This window comes from Bacteroides sp. An19, from assembly GCF_002160215.1.
In the GTDB taxonomy this organism is placed as follows: Bacteria; Bacteroidota; Bacteroidia; order Bacteroidales; family Bacteroidaceae; genus Phocaeicola; species Phocaeicola intestinalis.
Genome location: NZ_NFKD01000053.1, coordinates 1 through 21250 on the forward strand (window position 1 = coordinate 1; position 21250 = coordinate 21250).

Sequence of the window (21250 nt, forward strand, 5' to 3'; positions counted from 1 at the left end):
CAGGCTCAGGGCGAACAACTTTGTAGAAAACATCTTTTCCACATGTATGGCACTGCATAATCTCAGAATTAAAATCAACCCTTGGAACTATCATAACTAATTTACATAAACTCTAATATGTTTTTAATTAGCTTTTTCATGGTGTTCATTCGTTAAAAGTTAAGCGTTAAACCTACCGTGTACGAACGGGTAGTAGGGTATTTATCCTGGTAGTCGATGCCCGGTGTCTGGAAAGCATTATCTACCTCCGGGTCTAATCCGGAGTAACCAGTGATGCAGAAAACGTTGCTTGCCGATGCATAGATACGCAGGTTGTTGATATAATCCTTTATCTTGCCTTTCAGCGGCAGGGTGTAGCCCAAGGTGATGTTGCTCAGCTTCAGGAAGTCGCCGTTTTCCAAGTGGTCGCTCGAGAAATATTGGGCGGCTGTATTCGAGAGACGTACCATCTTTTGGTTGCCGTCGGCATCCAATACGGGCGTGCCGTCCAAGTTGATGGCGGGACGCAGGTCGTAAGCTGTCTTCAGGCGGTTGTAGGCGATGGAGTTGTTTTCATAGAAACAACGCCATGCGTTCAGAATCTTGTAACCGAATTGTCCGGTAAACTGCAAGTTTAAGTCAATGCCTTTGTAGTTAAAGGTATGTCCCCACCCCAAATAGACTTTCGGCAGTCCGTTGCCCAGACGTTGGCGGTTTTCCATCACATTGTGGTTTGTGTTGAATTCTTCATTCACCCAACCTCCGTTGCCGTCACTTACTTGTACGATGGGTACTCCGTTTTCGCTGACTCCTACGTATTTCAGCCCCCAAAACTCGCCTAAACTGTGGCCTACTTCCATATAGTGGGTCGGTGTGCTGATGGGTTCGCCCAATCCGCCATATAATTCGTGAAAGTCATCGGTCTCGTACAAAGTGTTACTCAGTTTGAGCAGCTTGTTTTTGTTGTGCGAAAGGGTCAGGGTGGTGCTCCACTCGAAATCCTTGGTCCGGACGGGTACACCGGTCACCATGACTTCCACACCTACGTTACGTATATCACCTACATTGGCAAGGGTATAGCCATACAAATTGGGCGGTACAGGTACGCTATATGAGTACATCAAGTCGGAAGTCTTACGGTGATAGACATCAATGCTACCGGAGAGGCGTTCATCCAGCACACTCCAGTCTAAACCGAAGTTCCATTCACGGGTGGTTTCCCATTTCAGGTCTTTGTTGGGATTCTGTATAACTTCCAATGTTTGGATCCAATTTCCGCTTTGGTCTTGGATGTCACCGTAGGGAGCGATGTCGTAAAGGTATTGTGCCCGATAAGAACTGGTTGGGGTGATACCGGTCACACCGTACCCTATGCGCAGTTTCAGGTTGTTCAGCCAAGAGCGGGTCTTTTCCATAAACGGTTCGTTGCTGATGGTCCATCCCAACGAAACGGAGGGGAAGGTAGCCCACCGGTTGTTTGCACCGAATTTGCTGGATCCTTCGTGGCGGATGCTGAGCAGGGCGTTGTAGCGGTTGGCGTAGCCGTAGCTGACACGGGCGAAGAAACCAACAAGGGTGTCATCGTATGCGTCAGAGCCCATGCCCGCATGGCGGTCTTCTTCGGTCAGAAGCGTACCCAGTCCCAAGTTGTTGTAGAGGTAAGCTACCGAAGGGAAGTTTCCGTTGCTGGCAGAGAAAACATCGTACTTGTTGTAGAGGTAGCTGTAACCTACCAACCCTTCGAAGCGGTGTTCGCCCCATGTATGGTTGTAGCGCGAAGTGATTTCCAAAGTCTGGCTGCGATAGTTGCCTTCGCTCTTCGAAGCGGAACCGTTGTAGTTGTCTTCTTTCGCCAAGGTGTAATAGTCCGGATAAGTGAACGACTGGCTGACGCTTGCCGATTCGTTCAACGAGAGCATCACATTGGTCTGCCATCCCTTAATGGGTTCTACGGTGACGTTACCCGTCATTTGGTAGAAACGGACGCGGGTATCGCCTTCGTATTCGTTCTGGATTTCCACCGGATTGATGTAGTTCAGGCGGTTGAAGTTTTCGTAATAGGTTCCGTCTTCGTTATAGATGGGTTCCGATGGGTTACGGATAATCGCCTGGCGGTAAGCGTAGGTATTGTTGTTCAACGAATACTTCTGCCGGCTGATCAAGGCGTTGAAGTTGAACTTCAGTTTGTCGTTCCAAGCGTATTGGGTAAAGTCCAACTGCATCTTCAGGTTTTCGTTGTCGCTCTTGCGCATGATAGCTTCATCGTTGCTGTAAACGACGTTGGCGGAGTAAGTAGAGGTTTTCGTACCACCGTTCATAGAAAGCGAATGGTTGTGCTTGAAGCCCGCCTTGCGGCTGATGGCTTTCAGCCAGTCGGTGTCGTAGCCTTCGTAGGTATAGGCGGTGCGTCCGTAGATGATGTCATGCGTATCCATGAACTCCGGTGTGTCTGTCCATTTCGAGAACGATACGTAACCCGAATAAGTGATGTCGGCTTTCTGATCGCGGCGTCCGGTCTTGGTGGTAATCAAGATGACACCGTTGGCACCACGGGTACCGTAGATGGCGGCAGCCGAAGCGTCTTTCAGTACGTCGATGGAAGCGATGTTTTCGGGCGCTACGGTGGTGAGGTCGCCTTCGATACCGTCTACCAAGATAAGCGGGTTGGTGTTACCCGACACGGTATTGATACCACGCAGCATGATGGAAGAGGTAGCCGTCGGGTCACCGCTAGAGTTGGTGACGCTCAGACCGGCAATCTTTCCTTTCACCAGTTCGGCGGCATCGGTAATCTTACCTACTGTAAAATCTTCTGCTTTCACCGAAGCCACGGCACTGGTCACATCACCCTTGCGCTGCGTACCGTAACCGATGACTACGACTTCGTCCATCATCTCGGCGTTTTCTTGCAGCGTAATGGTTTGTCCGGCCTTTACTTCGCTTGCCTTCATTTCGATGGTCTTGTAGCCGATGTAGCTGATGACCAAGGTAGCGTTGGGAGCTACTTTCAGCGAGAACTTACCGTTGAAATCGGTAATCGTACCGTTGGCCGTTCCTTTCTCTACGATGTTGGCTCCGATGATGCTTTCGCCGTTCGAGTCTACCACCTGCCCGCTGACGGTCCGTGTTTGTTGGGCAGCTATCACAGCGGCTTCCGTGTTCCCTGCTTCGGCATACATTGCCAATGGCAACCCTGCTGCCAGCATGGTACAAGCGGCCACCTTCACCATTGCGCGACTGAATAACGCGCGGTTTCCATGTGTATCCATTCTGTTTGTATTTAAAGGTTAATAGTTAGTTAAGAATTAACAGTGAACAAGGAATAGCGGGAATAGCCATTCTTTGTTCCTGTTAATTATTCACTGTTAATTATTAATTATTAATTGTTCACTGCTAATTATTCACTGTCATTCTACTTTCCACTCTATCACTCCTCCCGACGCTCCTTCTTGCAGCTGTGCCACAATCATCAGGTCGGTGGTTTTCACGGGATGGAAGTCGAGGTGGTTGTAGCGGTCCTTATCGGTGGTGTAAGGGCTTTGCGCTTCCACTTCCTTCCATTGGTTGCCCTGTTTGTAGTAGAGCTTCCACGAGGCGGGCGTGCGGAAGTTTCCATCGTAGTGGTCGAAATCCAGCCAGTACACGTCTACGGATTTTACCTCGGTGGGTTGACTGAAGCGGTAGCACACATTCTCTTTCGAGCCTTGGCGCAGCCACCAGTAATGGTAGGGCTTGGAAGTATCGCTCGAACGTTTCGGTTCCCACTGGTCGTTGTAGCCCCATGCCCATTGCAGGTTGCTGGTGGCTGCGGGCACATCGGTGGTAGCTTGGGTAGGAAGCGAGTACATCTGTGCCTTGCTGGCTATGGTCGGTTCGGGTGTCGGGGTAGCGTATTCCTTGGATTCGGGAATCCATACTTCCATCTGGTCGGCACCGCGGTTGTTCCAGGTAGAGTAGGGGATGGCGCGGAAGGTCAGGTCTTTCACCGAGCCGTCGCGTTCCACTTCCTTGGCAGCCCCGCTCAATACCATCACGCCGTTGAGCAGGTTGGCTTCGTAGGTGGCGTCAATCTGTGTGTCGGGGGTGATGAACTTGTTAAACACGGTGCTGTCGGGCTGGTCTTTGCCTTCCAGGCAGAATACGATAGGTCCGCGTTCCAGTGCCAGCATGCCACGGTCTACTTCTACCGAGTCGTTCGCCTGGATGCGTCGCACGTCCATTGGCAGGTCCAGTTCGATGACGTCGCCTGCTTTCCAGGTGCGTACCAAGGTTTCGTAACCGTCGCCTTCGGCTGCCCGTGCCGACGAGCCGTTTACTTTCAGGGTATATTTTTTCGGAGCATCGGTATAGGCGTAGAGGTCGGAAGCTACCGGAGCACTCTTTGCCCAGCTGGGGATGCGCAGGCGGATGGCGAACTCTCCTTCTTTATCAGGCGTCACCTTAATGGCTATCTTACCGTTCCAAGGATATCCGGTGGTCTGTTCCAGTGTGACGTGGGTGCTGTCGGTAAGCTGCATCTCGGCTTTACCTTGTATATAGAGGTTGACGTAGATATCGTTCTGCTGGGTGGCGTAGGCATAGTTGGGCACGGAAGCGATGAAGCGGGTCACATTACCCGGGCAACAAGCACAACCGAACCAACGTTGGCGTTCGTGCTGCCCCATCGATTCCAGCGGATTGTCGTAGAAGAACTTGTCGCCACTGAGCGACACACCGCTGATGACACCGTTGTAAAGTGCACGTTCCAGCACATCGATGTATTTCGATTCGCCCGTGGCAAGGAACATACGGTGGTTCCAGTACACGTTGGCGATAGAAGCACAGGTCTCGCAATAGGCGGTGTGGTTCTGCAGTTCGTAATTCGGTCCGAAGCCTTCGCCTTGCGCACGCGAGCCCATGCCACCGGTGATGTATAGCTTCTTGCTTACGAGGTTGTCCCACAGGCGGGTCAAGGCATGGAAATAAGCCGTATCATGAGTAAGGGCTGCCACATCTGCCACACCCGAATAGAGGTAGCCGGCACGTACGGCGTGGCCCACGATTTCGTCTTGTTGCAGGATGGGCTTATGGTCTTGGCTGTATTCGCTCAGCTTGTGCCCGTCGGTGCCCCGTCCGGTTTCTTCGACGAAGTATTTCGCCATGTCGAGGTATTTCCGGTCGCCCGTCACCTTATATAATTTGCAGAGTGCCATCTCTACGATGGGGTGTCCGCTGGGGCGGTGTATCTGTCCTTCCTTCGGTCCGAAGGTCTTGCAGACGAGGTCGGCATTCTTGATAGCGACATCAAGGAAGGTACGCTTGCCGGTAGCACGGTAATGGGCGACGGCTGCTTCGTACATGTGTCCGCTGTTGTACAGCTCGTGGCTGTTGATTTTTTCCCATTTCGAGCGTCCCCACCATCCGGAGAGACGATAACATTTATTGGTGACGCAGGTAGTAAGATAACCGTCCGGTTCTTGCGCCGCGGCAATGATGTTGATGACGCTGTCCAGGTAATGGTCCTGTTGCGGGTCATATTTCACCGCGAGCGAATACGATGCCCCTTCTATCACCTTATAAGGATCGGTATCGTCGAACGAGAAGTCGCCCCGGTGCTCTCCTTTTTTCAGTCCGGCGGCAATGGCGAAGTTATCAAATCGTCCGTTTTTCTCACATTCTTTAAATGCGGAAGGGATAGACACGGTGCGGTTGGTCTCGATGCGGGGCAACCAGAAGCTATCGCTCAGGTGCACCTGGGTGAACGGCACTTCCTGGATGGGGGCGTCGGGCTGCGTATAGGCAGGTTTGCCACACGAAGTGACTCCCAACGCTACAAGTCCGCTCATCAGTGTTAACAGATAGTTCTTCATAAGGTATTACTATTTAAAATTTCATCTGCGCAAATGTAGGTGGAAATCGGTAAACCGGATAAAAAGATAGTCCATATTGATAAGAAAATAGTCGTGCAAAGGCCTGCAGGATATGCTGTACAGCACGTTTAAACAGGATATAGACGATTTTGTCATCTGTTTGGATGATTTTTACAGATGAATATATCCGCAAACCAATTGTTTTACTATGTTGTAAGAGATTGTTTTAATTTCTCCAACAAATTTGCTTAGCAGATACGAATTAATATATGATTGAATGGTTCAGGATCTGTTACAGGCTACCTTCTTTTTACGTTTTCCATATGAAAACCGTACGGTTTCCATATCGAGAACGTACGGTTTTCAATTGGAGAACGTACGGTTTTGATAGGAAAACCATAAAAGGATGCCGTCCGGATTGATAATACAACCCTATCAGAAACTCCAAATATTGGGAAGGATTTTGGGATTTTGATTAAGAAGCTGTTTTGAATTTCTCCAAAAAGTTTTTCTTGGCTTGATGTATCCGTTTTCGTGTGTGCTTTGGGCGATTTTTTGGTCCTTTTCGCTCCTGTTCTTCGTCAGATAGCCCGCTATCTTCCTCATCACAGAAGCAAAAATGCCTCAAAAACTCATCCCAAATCATCGCACGATAAATTCAAAACAGCTTCTAAAATGAATATCCGCAAAATGCCAGCAGATAAAAGAAATTAGAAGGAGTTATGCCTTCGGCAGGAGTTAAAGGACAATAGTATTGGCTTCTAACTCCTTTTATAGTAGAACAAAATTGGTTTGCGAAAAAATCTTGATGTATTGTCATAATCGAATGGATTTTCCGCAGGAAATAGGCACTCAGCATGACAAATGTTTTTTCGCATTTTATTTCTGATTGACTATAACTCCCTCAAATAACTCCTTCTAACTCCTTATTGGTAAAATACGGACATTCATAAAAGACCGTCCATCAATTCGTTGCGGTTTTCCCCGATGCAATGAACTTGCCTGGCGTCATGCCGAACTGTTTCTGAAAGCACTTACTGAAATACGATGGATTGCTGAAACCTACCATGTAACTCACTTCGCTGATGTGATATTTGTTTTCTTGCAACAGCAATGCCGCCTTTTTCAGTCGTACCAATTGAATCATCTCATTGGGTGTAACGTTTGCCAGCGCTTTTATTTTCGCGAACAAGCCCGAACGGCTGATGCCTAACTTTTCGGCAAGAAAATCAACCGACAAATCGGGGTTGTCGAAATTGTTTTCTATCAGTTGGTTCATCCTGGTCAGAAACTCTTCGTCTGCCTGGTTGCCCGCTATCGTGCTGATGGGCACTACCGGCATCTGCGAGAATTTCTGTTGTAATTGGCTGCGCAAGTCCATCAGGTTTTTCACGCAGGCTTCCAGGTATTGCATGGAAAACGGTTTCTCGATATACGCGTCCGCGCCGCAATTCATGCCTGCAATCTTCGAAGCGTTATCGGTTTTTGCCGTCAGCAGGATAAAAGGAATGTGACTGGTCAGCCGGTCTTCACGCACCCGGCGGCACAATTCGATACCATCCACGTTGGGCATCATCCAGTCGCTGATGATAAGCGAAACTTCTTGTTCTTTCAGTCGTTGTAATGCTTCTGCGCCATCGGCTGCGGTAATCACTACATAGGCGGTGCCGAAGCTGTCTGCCAAAAAACTTGACATGTCTTCGTTGTCTTCCGCTATCAAAACGACAGGCAGCTTCTTATTCGCCAAACCGGCAGGCTGCACCTGCAGAATGCCTTCGGGCACTTCCGGGACTTCTCCGGCAGTTTCTATGGAGTCGGTTTTCTCTTGCCGCACCGGCAGTGTAACACGGAAAGACGAACCTTTGTTTTCTTCCGACAGTACATCGATGCGTCCGTGGTGAGCTTCTACAATGCCCTTTACGATGCTTAATCCGATGCCTGTACCCGGCTTGTTGTCGTGCGCCTGATAGAAAGGACGGAAGATAAGTTGCAGCTCTTTGGGGCTCATACCTTTCCCGTTGTCGGTTACGGTCAAGGTAAACGTATGCTCTTGCGCAGCAAATTCCATCTTCACCTGGTCGCGGGTGTACTTATTGGCGTTAGTCATCAGGTTGCTCAGCACTTTGGTGACCGCCTCGCGGTCTACATCGGCACGGAAGTCTTCGGGCGGATAGACCTCTGTCAGCGTAATGCCCCGTTGTTCCAGCGAAGGCTGGAAGCGCTCACACACGGCTTGCATCAGTTCTTTGATGTTCTGCGGCGCAAAACGCATTTTCATTTCGTTTTGTTCCACTTTGCGGAAATCCAGCAACTGATTTACCAGATAGAGTAAACGCTGGCTATTACGATCGATGATATTCAAGTCGTTGCGCACTTCCGACGGCAGATTTTGCGTAGACTGCATCACCTTTTCCAACGGCCCGATGATGAGCGACACAGGCGTACGGATTTCGTGTGCAATCATGGTGAAAAATGAAATCTTGGCTTCGTGCATTTCTTTCTCCTTCCGCACATTCAGTTCATCAATGGCCTGCGCATGCTTTTTTTCACTGCGGCGTATGATGTAGCGTGTCGATGCTGCCAGTACGAACACGAACAGGATGAAGTATGCTACCTTAAACGGAACCGACAAGTAAAAAGGAGGATGGATGACAATACGCAAAGCGGTGCCTTCTTCGTTCCACACCTTGTCATTATTCGAAGCTTTCACCCGAAACGTATAAGTCCCGGCAGGAAGGTTGGTGTACGTGGCATTGTGCTGTGACCCGACGTAGTTCCAGTCTTTATCAAAGCCTTCCAACATGTAGGCATACTGGTTTTTCTCTGGAGTGCAATAACTCAATGCTGCATATTTCAGGGTGATGACATTATCGGTATACGGCAGATGCAGTTCTTCTAATTCGCCGATAGCAGCGGGTAGTATGCCTCCGTTTTCGGTAGCGATGGGTTTGTTGAATATTTCCAGTCCGGTCAGCACTACGGCAGGAGCTTGTATGTTCGATTTCAGGCGGTGCGGATGAAAACGGTTGAATCCATTAATGCTCCCGATATAAATTTCACCGCTTTTCGACATTTGCACTGAAGCGGGCAGGAAGGATTCGTTCTGCAGCCCATCGCTGCGGGTAAACACTTGTGTCCGTCCGTTTTCCGGATGATATTTTACCAATCCTTTCGCCGTCGTGAGCCACAAATGCTCGTCACTTTCCGCTATAGCGTTGATGCATTCGTTCGGAATGCGCAAAGCTTGTCTGCCGAACCGGTCTTCCTTCTCCTGATACAGGCAAAGCCCTTCGCCCGTGGCTGCCCATAGCCTATCTTTCCGGTCGATGTATAACTGATTGACAATCTGGCAGGCGATGCCTTCCGCCTTGCCGTAAGCCTTCCATTCTTTTTGTTCCGGCTGGTAGCGGTACAGCCCGTCACCCTGTGTGGCAATCCACAGGTAACCTTTCGCGTCTTCTTTCATATCGATTACGGTGGCTTTTACCTGTTCGATGCGTATCAGCCTGTCCGTGGGGCGGTCGTAGCGACATACCGAAGCCATGGATCCGGTCCATATCTGCCCCCTTCTGTCCTTGAATACGGTATAGATGCTGGTTCCTTCCGGTTCCCGGTCGCGGTAATCTTTTATCGCTCCGGTTTTCCGGTTCAGGATGCGGATGTTTTTCCCGTACGTGCCTATCCACAGGTTATCGCCATCTATACATAACGCGTGTACGTTATCGTTGGCAAACGCCGTTCTGCCAGGAAAGTCTTCAAACCTGCGGCGGATGGGGTCGAAGCGACTTAATCCTCCATCGTCCGAGGCTACCCATATCTTGCCGTCCTCGTCTTCGCAAAAGCGACTGATGATGGTGCCGGTGAACAGACCATTCCCATTTGCGTCCGAATACCCTTCGAACTGTCCGCTGTAAGGCGGCAAGTAATTGATGCCGTTATAGAAGGTGCCTATCCAGATACCTCCCTCCCGGTCTTTCAGGATAGGATAGATAAACCGGTCGGAAAGCGCTTTGGTTTCTTCGCCATAATAAGCATACACCGCACTGCATCCGGTAATCCGATCAATCAGTGCCAGACCATTATCCGATCCTGCCAATAATACATTGGACGAGTATTCGCCGATGGCATGGATGTGCGAAATGCCTTTGTCGCCATGTGGTTCCATATAACGTTCCACCGTTCCCGTCTGTGGATTGATTTTCCATATACCCTCTGTCCACGTACCTGCCCACAGGTTTCCTACTGCATCTTCCCACATAGCCATCGAATAGAACGAGTCGGGATTGTCCTGCAACGGAAAGGCGGTAAATTGATTCTTCTGCTTATCGAACCTGTACAGCCTTGCCCAGGTAGATGCCCACAGTTCTCCTTTTTTGTCGCACAACAGGTAAAAAATATTGCCGTCATCCTCCCGCATGGGATAATGAGCCAGTTGTTCTCCGTTGGCGGCATACCGGAAAACCCCTTGCGAACGAGTAGCTATCCAGACATTGCCTTGTGGGTCGCAGACGATTTTAGTAACCCAACTCCGGATGGGGCTAAGGCTATCTGCCGCCACCGGACGGAAAGGGATGATTCGCTCCGGCTTCCGCTCGAAAATGTATACGCCACAATCGGTGCCCAACCACAGACTGTCTCCCCTCTCGCAAAGACAAGAAATGGTATTAGTAAGAAATTCTGGCGAAGACGCGCTTTCTTTCTGATAAAACGTAAACTCGATTCCATCGAAACGATTCAGTCCGTTGTCTGTACCTATCCAGATGTATCCTTCGGCATCCTGTAAAATATCGTAAACAGTATTCGATGACATTCCGTTTTCTATGTTGTAGTGTCTGAACTGGAACAGGGAAGGCAGTGCATCGGCAGCCGCTCCGAATAAACAGACATTGCATAACATCCACAGACAGAATAGTTTCTTTATATTCATGGAATTAATGATTTTCGAATAACGGCGCAATTTACGGAAAATAATTTAAAAGAATGTCATCTGTCTTGATTTTTATTTTTTGGGATTATTTGTTCATTTCAGATACACCGTGATTTTTCCGCTCAGCTGGAGGAGAGAGATTTCACACATTTTGGTGTCATACTCGGCAGAGAGGATGCGTTCTTCGGCATCGAGCAGGCTTTGTTGTGCCTCACGCATTTCGATACCGGACAGATTTCCCAAGAGATAACGCTCTTTGGCTATCTCGTGATTCTCTTTGGCGGCTATCAGGTTCTGGCGTTCCAGGTGCAGCAGGCGGAGGTTGTTGCGGTATGCCTGCCACAGGTTGCTCAAGTCGGCACGCAGGGCTTGCTCTACCTGCTCGCGTTCCAGTTGGGCGTTGCGGATGGCAAGGCTGGCATTGCGCTTTTCGCGCCGGCGGTTTCCGTCGAAGATATTGAAACCGATGGTGATGCCTCCGCTGAATCCCCAATTGCTGCGCTGGCGCGTGGCGTTCACATCGTATTTATTAAAGGTATAGCCATATCCCGCATTCAGGCGCAGGTAGGGATAGTTGCGCGAGAGGACTTTCTTGTAGTCCAATTGAGCCAAGACGGTATTTTGGTCGGCATGCAAGAGATTGGCATTGGTGCTTAACGTGGCATTCCAAAGCTCGTCGAAATCAAGGATGCGGTTCAGGTCGATGACCGAATCACGCACCCGGATGGGACGGTCGACATCTTTATTCGCCATCAGTTCGTTCAGGTTGATGCGCGAGGTGTGCACCAGTTCCTGCTGCTTCATGTACTGGGCACTGTCGGCATTGAAGTCTACCGTTGCCTGTTGGAAATCGAGGCGCGAGAAATTACCGATGTGGTACCGCTCTTCTACAATGCGCAAACGTTCCTTCGAGAGCGAAACGGCATAGCGGAAGTTTTTCAGGCGGATTTCCTGCTGGATGTAGTTGTAATACTCGGCGGTAAGGGTAGCGATGAAATCTTCTATCGCAATCCGGGTATTGGTAGCTCCCTGACGTTCCAGTTCCTGCAATTGCTTGTAAGTGGTAGAGATATTAAAGCCGTCGAAGATGGTCCAGTTCAAGTCGATGCCTGCATCGAGGGTATGGTCGAGCACATTGCGTTCGGCTACCGTACTCCCGTCGGCACGCAATTTCGAATCGGAACTGTTCAAGTCACCGGTATATCCTGCGGTAAAATCTACCGTAGGCAGATAACCCGCATTGCCCAACGTGGCGTTGTTCTTGCTGATTTGTTCTTCGTTGCGCGAGATGCGGAGCGAATAGTTGTTCAGCAATCCTTCTTCCAGGCATTGCTTCAAGGTATATTCATATTGTGCCTGAAGGGGAAGTGCGGCAAAAACGGCTATTATCAAGATAAGAATCTGCTTCATACGTTCTTGGTTTTGTTTCGGTTAGTGGATATGTACGAATAAATGGCGGGCACGATGAACATGGTGAGGAATGTCGATACCAGCATACCCCCCACTACTGCCGTTCCCATAGCAATGCGCTGGTTGGCACCTTCGCCTGTGGCAAACGCCAAAGGAATAAGTCCCAATACCGTAGCCGCACTGGTCATCAGGATGGGGCGCAGGCGCTGGAGGGCAGCATCGCGGATGGCTTGCATCTTTTCCTCGCCTGCCTCTTGCTTCTGGTTGGCAAACTCCACAATCAGAATGCCGTTCTTCGCCACCAGTCCGATGAGCATGATGATGCCAATCTGGCTGAAGATGTTCATGGTGATATCTCCGAAATACATGAATATCAATGCACCGGCAATGGCAAGGGGCACGGTGAGCATGATGATGAGCGGGTCTTTAAAGCTTTCGAACTGCGCTGCGAGGATGAGGTAAATCAACGCCAACGCCAGGATAAAGGCAAACATCAGGCTTGACGAGCTTTCCCGATAGTCTTTCGAGTCGCCCGAAAGTGCCGTACGGAAGGTTTCATCCAAGGTTTCGGCGGCTATCTTATCCATCTCGTCCAATCCCTGGCCGATGGTCTTTCCTTCGGCAAGACCCGCCGATACCGTAGCGGAGATAAATCGGTTGTAGTGATAAAGTTTGGGCGGGGTGATTGACTCGACAAATTCCACAAGATTGTCCAGCTGAATCATTTCGCCTTTATCGCTCCGGATATAGATGGAGCGGATATTGGCAGGCTGGTTGCGCTGCTGGCGGTTGATTTGCCCCAATATCTCGTATTGCTTGCCGTTCATGTAGAAATACCCCATGCGCTGACCGCTCAATCCGTACTGGAGGGTTTCGGCAATATCGCGCACGCTCACCCCCATCGTTCCTGCCTTGTCGCGGTTGATGTTGACCTGCATTTCGGGGCTGCTGAACTTCAGGTCGACATCCGCCATCTGGAAAGTCGGGTTATCGTACACCTTATTTAAGAAAGCGGGCAAAACTTTTTCCAGCTTGTCGATGCTTACTGCCTGAAGCACGTATTGCACGGGCATGCTGCTTCGCCGTCCGCCGAAAGAAGACTGCTGCTGGACAAAGGCGCGTGCTTTGGTCTTGGTCTTGATGGCTTGCGAAAGCTGCTCCGCCACCTCCATCTGACTGTAGTCGCGTTCGTTGATATCCTTCAGCGTAATCTGGATGTTTCCGCTTCCGCTCGATACCCGGGCTGTGACCGCCTCGGCATCGGGTATGAGGGAATCCACCAGCAGGTTGATGTCTTCGGTATAGTCTCGGATATATTCGTAGCTTGCTCCCTCGGCGCCACGGGTGTTGATTGTGATTTTCGAACGGTCTTCCAGAGGTGCCATTTCTGCCGGGATATGCGTCCAAAGCACACCGATAAGCACCAATGTGACTGCAGTGAAAATAATAGCCCAATACCTGCGCTTCAAGAATGCGCTCAACCCACGGGCATACCAGTAGTTCATGCCTTCGAAGAATGGTTCGGTCTTGCGGTAGAACCAGCTTTGTCTTTCGCGTTTCTTCAAGAGTTTGGTGGCAAGCATCGGCGTAAAAGTGAGGGCAGCAAAGGCAGAGATAAGCACCGAACCAGCCACCACAAAGCTGAACTCGCGGAACAACCTGCCGCTGGTACCTTCCATGAACACAATGGGGAGGAACACCGCTACCAGCGTGATGGTGGTAGACACTACGGCAAAGAAGATTTCTTTTGCCCCCTCGATGCCTGCCTCAAAAGGCTCCATACCCCGTTCGATACGGATGTAAATGTTTTCGGTCATCACGATGGCATCGTCTACCACCAGTCCTACCGAAAGCACCACCGCCAGCATGGTCAATACATTGATGGAGAAACCCGCCACGTACATGATAAAGAAGGCACCGATGAGCGAGACCGGAATCACGATAATCGGTATCAGCGTGACGCGCCAGTCGCGCAAGAACAGGAAGATGATGACGATAACCAAGAAGAAAGCCTCGTAAACGGTACTCTCCACTTCGGCAATGGAGGCACGGATAAAGCGGGTATTGTCGAATCCATACGTGTAAGACACATCATCGGGAAGGTCTTTTTCCATCTGCTTCATACGTTCGTACACGGCATCGGCTATCTCGATATGATTGGCTCCGGGCTGAGGGATGACCACCACGCCCACCATCGGTACCCCGTTCATCTTCATGTAACTCTTTATGTCGGCAGCACCCAGTTCGGCATACCCGATATCGCTCAGTCGGATGACTTGTCCGCCTACCTCCTTAATTACGACATTGTTGAACTCGTCGGCGGTATGCATTTGTCCCATGGTGCGCAAGGTCAGTTCTACGGTATTTCCTTCGATGCTTCCCGAAGGAAGTTCTACGTTCTCGTTGTCCATCGCATTCTTCACGTCAACTGGAGTCACACCATAGCCCGCCATCTTTACAGGGTCGAGCCACAAGCGCATCGAATAGCGTTTTTCACCCCATATCGACACGCTGCTCACATCGGATATGGTCTGAAGCTGCTCTTTTACGGTCAGGTCGGCTATCTCGCTCAATTCTAAAAGCGAACGGTTATTGCTCTGGATAGCCACCATCAGGATGGGGCTGGCATCGGCATCGGCTTTCGATACCGTAGGCGGATCGCAATCGCGAGGCAAGTAACGTTGGGCACGCGAAACCTTGTCTCGTACATCGTTTGCCGCCGTTTCCAAATCGACCGATAATTCAAACTCCACGGTGATGCGGCTTTGACCCGTCTGGCTCACACTGGAAAGCGAACGGATGCCGGGGATACCGTTGATGTTCTGTTCCAAAGGTTCGGTTATCTGGTTCTCGATGACATCGGCATTGGCTCCCGAATAACTGCACGTTACGGATATGATGGGATTGTCCACCGAGGGGTATTCGCGTACACCCAAGGTCGTATAGCCTATCAATCCGAAAAGCAAGATAATGATGGTGAGCACGGTGGCAAGCACCGGCCTGCGGATACTGAGTTCGGAAATATTCATAAGGCAGGCACGGTTTTAGTTGATATTATCCAATTTTACAGGCATTCCCGTGCGGAGCTGCAAGGTTCCGGAAGTCAGGATGGTATCTCCTGCCACTAACCCACGGAGTATCTGCACTTCGGATTCGGTTCGGATGCCTATCTCCACATCGACAGGCATGGCGATTCCTGAGCGGTATACGAAGACCTTGTTCTGCCCCATTTCGGGCACGATGGCTTCGGAAGGGATGGCGATGGCATCCTGTATCTCACCTTGGCGCAATTCGACATCGGCATAGCGTCCGGGAAGCAATTCGGCACGGGTATTCGGGTAAATCGCACGTACGGTCAGGGCATGCGTCTCGGGGTCAATGCTCGACTCCAGGGCATATACTTCCGCTTCGAAGGCATCCAGATGCCCCTCTACCTTAAATGATAGCTTCGTACCTTTCCGTATCTTACGTGCATAACGTTCGGGGACGGCAAATTCCACCTTAATCGGTTTTATCTTGGTAAGTTTGGCAATGACAGTTGTAGGCGAAGCGTAGGCACCCATACTGACCTGCCGCAAGCCTATCACTCCATCAAAAGGAGCACGAAGCTCGGTCATGTCAATCGTGGCACGTACGTTTTCGATATCGGCATGAAGGGTGGCAAGCTCGGTTTTCACCTGTTCGTAAGCCTCCTTACTTACAGCATCGCGCTGGAGCAAGGCGTTCTGGCGGAACACGCGGTCTTCGGCAAGCGGCATCTGCGCTTCCAGTCTTTGCAGCTGTGCCTGAAGCTGGCTGTCGTTTACCTTGGCAAGCAATTGCCCCTGGCTCACCATTGTCCCTTCCTGAAAATTGATGTCAACGATTTTTCCTGATGTTTCGAACGAGAGGTCCACTTCCTCATCGGGTATAAGCTTGCCGCTTACAAATAATTTATCGGTCAGTACGTGGGGGCGCACCACCTGCGCGTTCACGTTCAAGATTTGCTTTTTCTCGGCAGGCATTTTCCTGTCCGCCTCATTGAGTTCGGTATTCTCTCGCGGTGTAAACGAATAAATGCCCAATCCGGTCAATCCGGCTATTATCGCCACGATAATCCCCCATTTAATCCATTTGTTCATGTGCCTTTCATGCTAATTTTGGTTTCTACTAATGCTTATGTGATGACAAAAGTAAGAAAACGTTTAAACAAAAACCACTTTTTTTAAAAATATTCACAAAACAAGATGCGATTTGTTCCCTTGTCACGCTAGTGTTCATACTGATTTGCAGTCCGAACAAAGCCTCCAAAACAAAGCCCAAAATACATCTCTCGACAAGCGTCCAAAATGGACGTTTTATGTTTTATATCATAAAATGTAACATACGTGATAAAATATGTAACAAACAAAGAGTCAGATGTATCATAGAGAAAAGTTTTTGAAGCATTTGTGAATACGAAATAGCTAAACTTTCCATATATTTGCATAGGACCAAAACCAATCAAGTATTAATTATGATGAAAACAAATAGGTTGAATATTAAGTTAGGGTTAGTTTTATTACTTTGTCTTTGCTTCGCCGCGATTGGCGAAGCAAAGATCTCTTTGCCTTACTTAATAAACGACGGCATGGTATTGCAACGTGGAAAAGCAGTACCTGTATGGGGAACCGCCGATGCAGGCGAAAGTGTTACCCTCAAGTTTGCAGGAAAAGAGTATCAAACCACTGCCGGTCCGGATGGAAACTGGAAGATCATGCTTCCTGCCATGAAGGCGGGAGGCCCGTATGACATGCAGATAAACGACATTACCTTACATAATATATTAATAGGTGATGTATTCCTCTGTTCGGGACAATCGAATATGGAGCTGACCGTAGCACGTGTAATGGACATGTTTGCCGATGAAATAAATGCTTACGAAAACACAAACATCCATTATCTGAAGGTTCCATATTGCTACGATTTCAATGAGCCGCAAAAAGACATCAAAAAAGCCGAGTGGCAACCGTTGGACAAAACGCATGTCATGGGATATTCGGCTTTGTGCTATTTCTTTGCCAAGCAACTTTACGAAAAAACAAAGGTACCCGTAGGTATCATCAACTCAAGCTGGGGAGGAACTCCCATCGAAGCCTGGATCAGCGAAGAAGGTTTGCAAGACTTTCCTGTCTACACACACCAAAAAGCAGTATATGAATCGAAAGAACTGATAAACAACATCCAACAGATAGAACAAGCCCGTGGACGTGCCTGGCAAATCGAACTTTACAAAACCGATAAAGGCACTCATGCACAAACTCCGTGGTATGCTGAAAATTACGATGATTCGGCATGGCAAACCGTTGACATGTTTTCACCTCAATGGGCTACCAACGGATGGCGCCCGATAAACGGTGTACACTGGTTCCGTCAGCAGATTGACCTGCCTGCCTCGTGGAACGGAAAAGAAGCTACGTTGCGCCTGGGATGCATTGTGGATGCAGACTCGGTATATGTCAATGGAAAATTCGTAGGAAGCGTTGCCTACCAATATCCTCCACGTATTTACAACATCCCGAAAGGACTTCTGAAAACAGGCAAAAACCAAATAACCATACGCCTGGTGAGCAACGGAGGATTCCCTTCTTTCGTAAAAGACAAACCATATAAGCTGATTTGCGGGACAGAAGAGACTAACCTCTCACAACAATGGAAACACCGCATAGGAACAGAAATGCCTCAGGCTCCTTCGTCTACAGCTTTTCAGAATATGCCCATCGGACTCTATAATGGCATGATTGCCCCTCTGAGAAATTATGTGTTCAAAGGCACTGTATGGTATCAGGGCGAATCAAACACAGGTAAATGGAAAGAATATGCCAGCCTGCTGAAATCGTTGATGAAAGACTGGCGGAAAACCTTCGGAATGCCTGAAATGCCTTTCTACATCATGGAACTTGCCGATTTCATGGCTCCCGACAATCCTGGCAAAAAAGGATGGGCAGCTTTGCAGGCACAACAGGCGAAAGCCGCAGAAGAAGACCCGCACGCCACCCTGATTCCCAATAAAGATACAGGCGAGTGGAATGACATCCATCCGTTGGACAAGAAAACAGGAGGCAAACGACTGGTAGAAGCCGTTACCCAAAGTTTTTAAACCTACCTCACAAAATAAAAGGGAATTGCCCAAAACATAAATAAAACCAAGAACCAATTAAAGAATTAAATACATACCATGAACGCACTACAGAATCAAAAAGTCTCCATGGCCGAAAAAATCGGTTACGGATTGGGAGACTGCTCTGCGAACCTTGTGTTCCAGATGATGATGATTTATCAAACAAAGTTTTATACCGACGTATTCGGACTGGAAGGAGCCATTGCCGGAACTGTTATGTTGGTAGCACGCATTGTAGACGCTTTTGTAGACCCTACCGTAGGCATTCTTTCCGACCGTACGCAGACACGTTGGGGAAAATACCGCCCCTGGGTATTGTGGACAGCCATACCTTTTATGGTATTCTATATTCTGGCATTCTACAATCCCGGCATTGAAGACAAAGGGCTGGTGGCATTGTATGCAACCATCTCCTATACGTTATTGATGACGATGTATTCATTCAATAACACCCCCTACTCTTCACTGGGCGGCGTCATGTCGGGCGACATCAAAGAACGTACCAGCATCACTTCCGTACGTTTCATATTCTCAACTATCGGACAGTTTGTGGTTCAAGGATTAACATTGCCCCTGGTCGGCAAATTCTCGGAAGACGGCGATAAAGGACATGGATGGCTATGCACGATTTCCTTATTTGCTGTAGTGGGATTCATCTTCCTTGCCATAGCTGCCTTCTCGGCAAAAGAACGCATTACCCCACCGGCCAATCAAAAGACCAATTTACGCGAAGATATCAAGGATATTTTCGGAAGCATACCTTGGCGCGCAATGTTCGTGCTGACTCTATTTGTCTTCATCACCCTAGCCATGTGGGGAAGCGCTATGAACTACTATTTCGAGCATTACGTCGATGCGGGAGCCCTCTATAACTTCCTCGACCGCATGGGACTGGTATCTGCCGAAGCACAGGATTCAATAGGTTATCATATATTAAATGCATTCGGGCTGATAGTGAGCTCCCCTGACAAAGCCTACGAAGTAGGTTTCGGTGTATTCAACATGCTGGGAGCATTGGTACAATTTTTCGGTGTAATCTTTCTTTCCAACTACCTTGCCAACCGCTTCGGAAAGAAAAATACATTCATTGTATGTCTGACACTGACCGCCATCTTCACGGCAATGTTCTACTTCCCGGCGAAAGAGAACATTGAATTGATGTTCTTCCTGAATTTCTTGAAGAGTCTGGCATACGCCCCCACCGTACCTCTGCTTTGGGCAATGATTGCCGATGTAGCCGACCATTCGGAATACATCCATTACCGCCGTGCCACGGGGTTCACTTTCGCCGGAGTGGTATTTGCCTTAAAAGCCGGCCTGGGTGTAGGAGGTGCCATCCTTGGCTTCCTGCTTTCTGGCTTTGGCTATGTATCGGGAGTCGGAGCTGTACAAAGCGAATCGGCTATCCACGGAATCATTCTCTCGTCCAGCCTGATTCCTGCAGCCACGTTCTTTGTTGGAGTAATTGCCTTGTGTTTCTATCCTATCACCAAACAATATAACGAAAAAATGCAGGCAGAACTCGCCGAACGGAGAAGCAAACAAAATTAAATGACAAAGTATCAGAAGCTGTTTTGAATTTATCGTGCGATGATTTGGGATGAGTTTTTGAGGCATTTTCGCTTCTGTGATGAGGAAGATAGCGGGCTATCTGACGAAGAACAGGAGCGAAAAGAACCAAAAAATCGCCCAAAGCACACACGAAAACAGATACATCAAGCCAAGAAAAACTTTTTGGAGAAATTCAAAACAGCTTCTCAGTTAACTGAATAAACAAATAACTTAAAAAACAAAATCCATGAAAGTAAAACACATTGCATCTGCTATTCTGGCAGCAACGTTCGTCGCAGCATGTAGCGGACCTAAAAACACTGTTCCACAAGAGCTTACACTGAAAGATGTCGTAGGCGACCAGTTCCTTATCGGAACGGCAGTAAATGTCCGTCAAGTAGCTGGAAAAGACACGAATGCTACCAATATTGTGAAACACCATTTCAATGCCATTGTTGCTGAAAACTGCATGAAAATGGAAGAACTCCATCCGTCAGAAGACGTGTACGACTTCAAGGCTGCGGATGATTTCGTAAAGTTCGGTGAGGAGAATGGCCTGACTATGACCGGCCACGTACTGATTTGGCACTCGCAATGTCCTGAATGGTTCTGTGTGGACAAAAACGGAAAGAACGTAAGCCCCGAAGTTTTGAAACAACGCATGAAAGACCATATCTATACCATAGTAAATCATTTCAAAGGAAAGCTGAAAGGATGGGACGTGGTAAATGAAGCCATTGTTGAGGACGGCTCGTACCGCAAGAGCAAATTTTATGAAATCTTGGGTGAAGAATTCATTCCTTTGGCATTCCAATACGCACACGAGGCAGACTCCACCATCGAACTATATTATAACGATTACGGAATGGATAACCCCGGACGCCGCGAAGGAGTTGTAAAACTCATCCGCAGCCTGAAAGAAAAAGGTTTGCGCATCGATGCTGTCGGTATGCAAGGACACATGGGTATGGACTATCCGAAAATTGAAGAATTCGAAAAAAGTATGCTTGCTTTTGCAGCAGAAGGTGTGAAAGTAATGATTACCGAATGGGATATGAGTGCCTTGCCTACCGTATCACGTACAGCCAATATATCGGATACAATCGCCTTCAAGAAAGCGCTGAATCCGTATCCGGATGCATTACCCGATTCTGTATCGCAGGCATGGAACGCCCGCATGAAACAATTCTTTGAACTGTTTGAAAAACATGCCGATATCGTAGACCGTGTGACAGCATGGGGAGTAACCGACGGAGATTCCTGGAAAAACGGTTTCCCTATCCGAGGACGTAAAGACTATCCGCTGCTCTTCGACCGCAACTACCAGCCCAAGCCGTTCATCACGGAAATGATAAAAGAAAAGGAAACAAACACACCCCAATAACACAGAAGAAA

11 protein-coding genes are annotated in these 21250 nt (G+C 48.8%); 4 read left to right on the forward strand and 7 right to left on the reverse strand.

What is annotated here, in order from left to right:
* Positions 1-152: 152 nt before the first annotated feature.
* The 7 genes from B5F25_RS15950 to B5F25_RS15975 all read right to left on the reverse strand — a co-directional run bounded on the left by B5F25_RS15950 (position 153) and on the right by B5F25_RS15975 (position 16286).
* The gene (locus B5F25_RS15950) at positions 153-3248 is read right to left on the reverse strand and encodes a TonB-dependent receptor (protein WP_087250699.1); all 3096 of its coding nucleotides are present in this window, start codon (positions 3246-3248) and stop codon (positions 153-155) included.
* Between the two features lie 138 nt (positions 3249-3386).
* A complete protein-coding gene (locus tag B5F25_RS15955) occupies positions 3387-5828 on the reverse strand; it encodes a glycoside hydrolase family 127 protein (RefSeq protein ID WP_087250701.1) in 2442 nt (813 codons plus the stop codon).
* 475 nt (positions 5829-6303) lie between these two features.
* On the reverse strand, positions 6304-6474 hold the full coding sequence (locus B5F25_RS21915) for a hypothetical protein (RefSeq protein ID WP_158098142.1): 171 nt from the start codon (positions 6472-6474) through the stop codon (positions 6304-6306).
* Positions 6475-6792: 318 nt separating this feature from the next.
* Positions 6793-10755, reverse strand: coding sequence for a hybrid sensor histidine kinase/response regulator transcription factor (locus B5F25_RS15960; RefSeq protein WP_087250713.1), 3963 nt, complete (start codon positions 10753-10755; stop codon positions 6793-6795).
* A 93-nt stretch (positions 10756-10848) separates the two neighbouring features.
* On the reverse strand, positions 10849-12165 hold the full coding sequence (locus tag B5F25_RS15965) for a TolC family protein (protein ID WP_087250703.1): 1317 nt from the start codon (positions 12163-12165) through the stop codon (positions 10849-10851).
* Positions 12162-15194, reverse strand: coding sequence for an efflux RND transporter permease subunit (locus tag B5F25_RS15970; protein ID WP_087250705.1), 3033 nt, complete (start codon positions 15192-15194; stop codon positions 12162-12164). The genes B5F25_RS15965 and B5F25_RS15970 overlap by 4 nt, the downstream gene beginning before the upstream one ends.
* Before the next feature lie 15 nt (positions 15195-15209).
* On the reverse strand, positions 15210-16286 hold the full coding sequence (locus B5F25_RS15975; protein WP_087250707.1) for an efflux RND transporter periplasmic adaptor subunit: 1077 nt from the start codon (positions 16284-16286) through the stop codon (positions 15210-15212).
* A gap of 377 nt (positions 16287-16663) precedes the next feature.
* On the opposite strand from B5F25_RS15975, the gene B5F25_RS15980 reads away from it, so the two are divergent.
* From B5F25_RS15980 to B5F25_RS15990, 4 genes are all read left to right on the forward strand, one after another.
* Positions 16664-18283 carry a sialate O-acetylesterase gene (locus tag B5F25_RS15980; RefSeq protein WP_087250715.1) on the forward strand — a complete coding sequence of 540 codons (1620 nt, stop codon included), beginning with the start codon at positions 16664-16666 and terminating at the stop codon, positions 18281-18283.
* Between the two features lie 78 nt (positions 18284-18361).
* Positions 18362-19855: an MFS transporter gene (locus B5F25_RS15985; protein ID WP_022040795.1), complete on the forward strand. Its 1494-nt coding sequence runs from the start codon at positions 18362-18364 to the stop codon at positions 19853-19855.
* Between the two features lie 39 nt (positions 19856-19894).
* Positions 19895-20077, forward strand: coding sequence for a hypothetical protein (locus B5F25_RS21920; protein WP_158100145.1), 183 nt, complete (start codon positions 19895-19897; stop codon positions 20075-20077).
* A 25-nt stretch (positions 20078-20102) separates the two neighbouring features.
* Positions 20103-21239 (forward strand): endo-1,4-beta-xylanase, encoded by a 1137-nt coding sequence (locus tag B5F25_RS15990; RefSeq protein ID WP_022040794.1) that lies wholly within the window; start codon positions 20103-20105, stop codon positions 21237-21239.
* The last annotated feature ends 11 nt before the right edge of the window (positions 21240-21250 follow it).

Excerpts from the sequence above, each read along its gene's own strand:
- B5F25_RS15950 (WP_087250699.1), bottom strand. The coding sequence starts at position 3,248 with ATGGATACACATGGAAACCGCGCGTTATTCAGTCGCGCAATGGTGAAG.
- B5F25_RS15955 (WP_087250701.1), bottom strand. The coding sequence starts at position 5,828 with ATGAAGAACTATCTGTTAACACTGATGAGCGGACTTGTAGCGTTGGGA.
- B5F25_RS21915 (WP_158098142.1), bottom strand. The coding sequence starts at position 6,474 with ATGATTTGGGATGAGTTTTTGAGGCATTTTTGCTTCTGTGATGAGGAA.
- B5F25_RS15960 (WP_087250713.1), bottom strand. The coding sequence starts at position 10,755 with ATGAATATAAAGAAACTATTCTGTCTGTGGATGTTATGCAATGTCTGT.
- B5F25_RS15965 (WP_087250703.1), bottom strand. The coding sequence starts at position 12,165 with ATGAAGCAGATTCTTATCTTGATAATAGCCGTTTTTGCCGCACTTCCC.
- B5F25_RS15970 (WP_087250705.1), bottom strand. The coding sequence starts at position 15,194 with ATGAATATTTCCGAACTCAGTATCCGCAGGCCGGTGCTTGCCACCGTG.
- B5F25_RS15975 (WP_087250707.1), bottom strand. The coding sequence starts at position 16,286 with ATGAACAAATGGATTAAATGGGGGATTATCGTGGCGATAATAGCCGGA.
- B5F25_RS15980 (WP_087250715.1), top strand. The coding sequence starts at position 16,664 with ATGAAAACAAATAGGTTGAATATTAAGTTAGGGTTAGTTTTATTACTT.
- B5F25_RS15985 (WP_022040795.1), top strand. The coding sequence starts at position 18,362 with ATGAACGCACTACAGAATCAAAAAGTCTCCATGGCCGAAAAAATCGGT.
- B5F25_RS21920 (WP_158100145.1), top strand. The coding sequence starts at position 19,895 with ATGATTTGGGATGAGTTTTTGAGGCATTTTCGCTTCTGTGATGAGGAA.
- B5F25_RS15990 (WP_022040794.1), top strand. The coding sequence starts at position 20,103 with ATGAAAGTAAAACACATTGCATCTGCTATTCTGGCAGCAACGTTCGTC.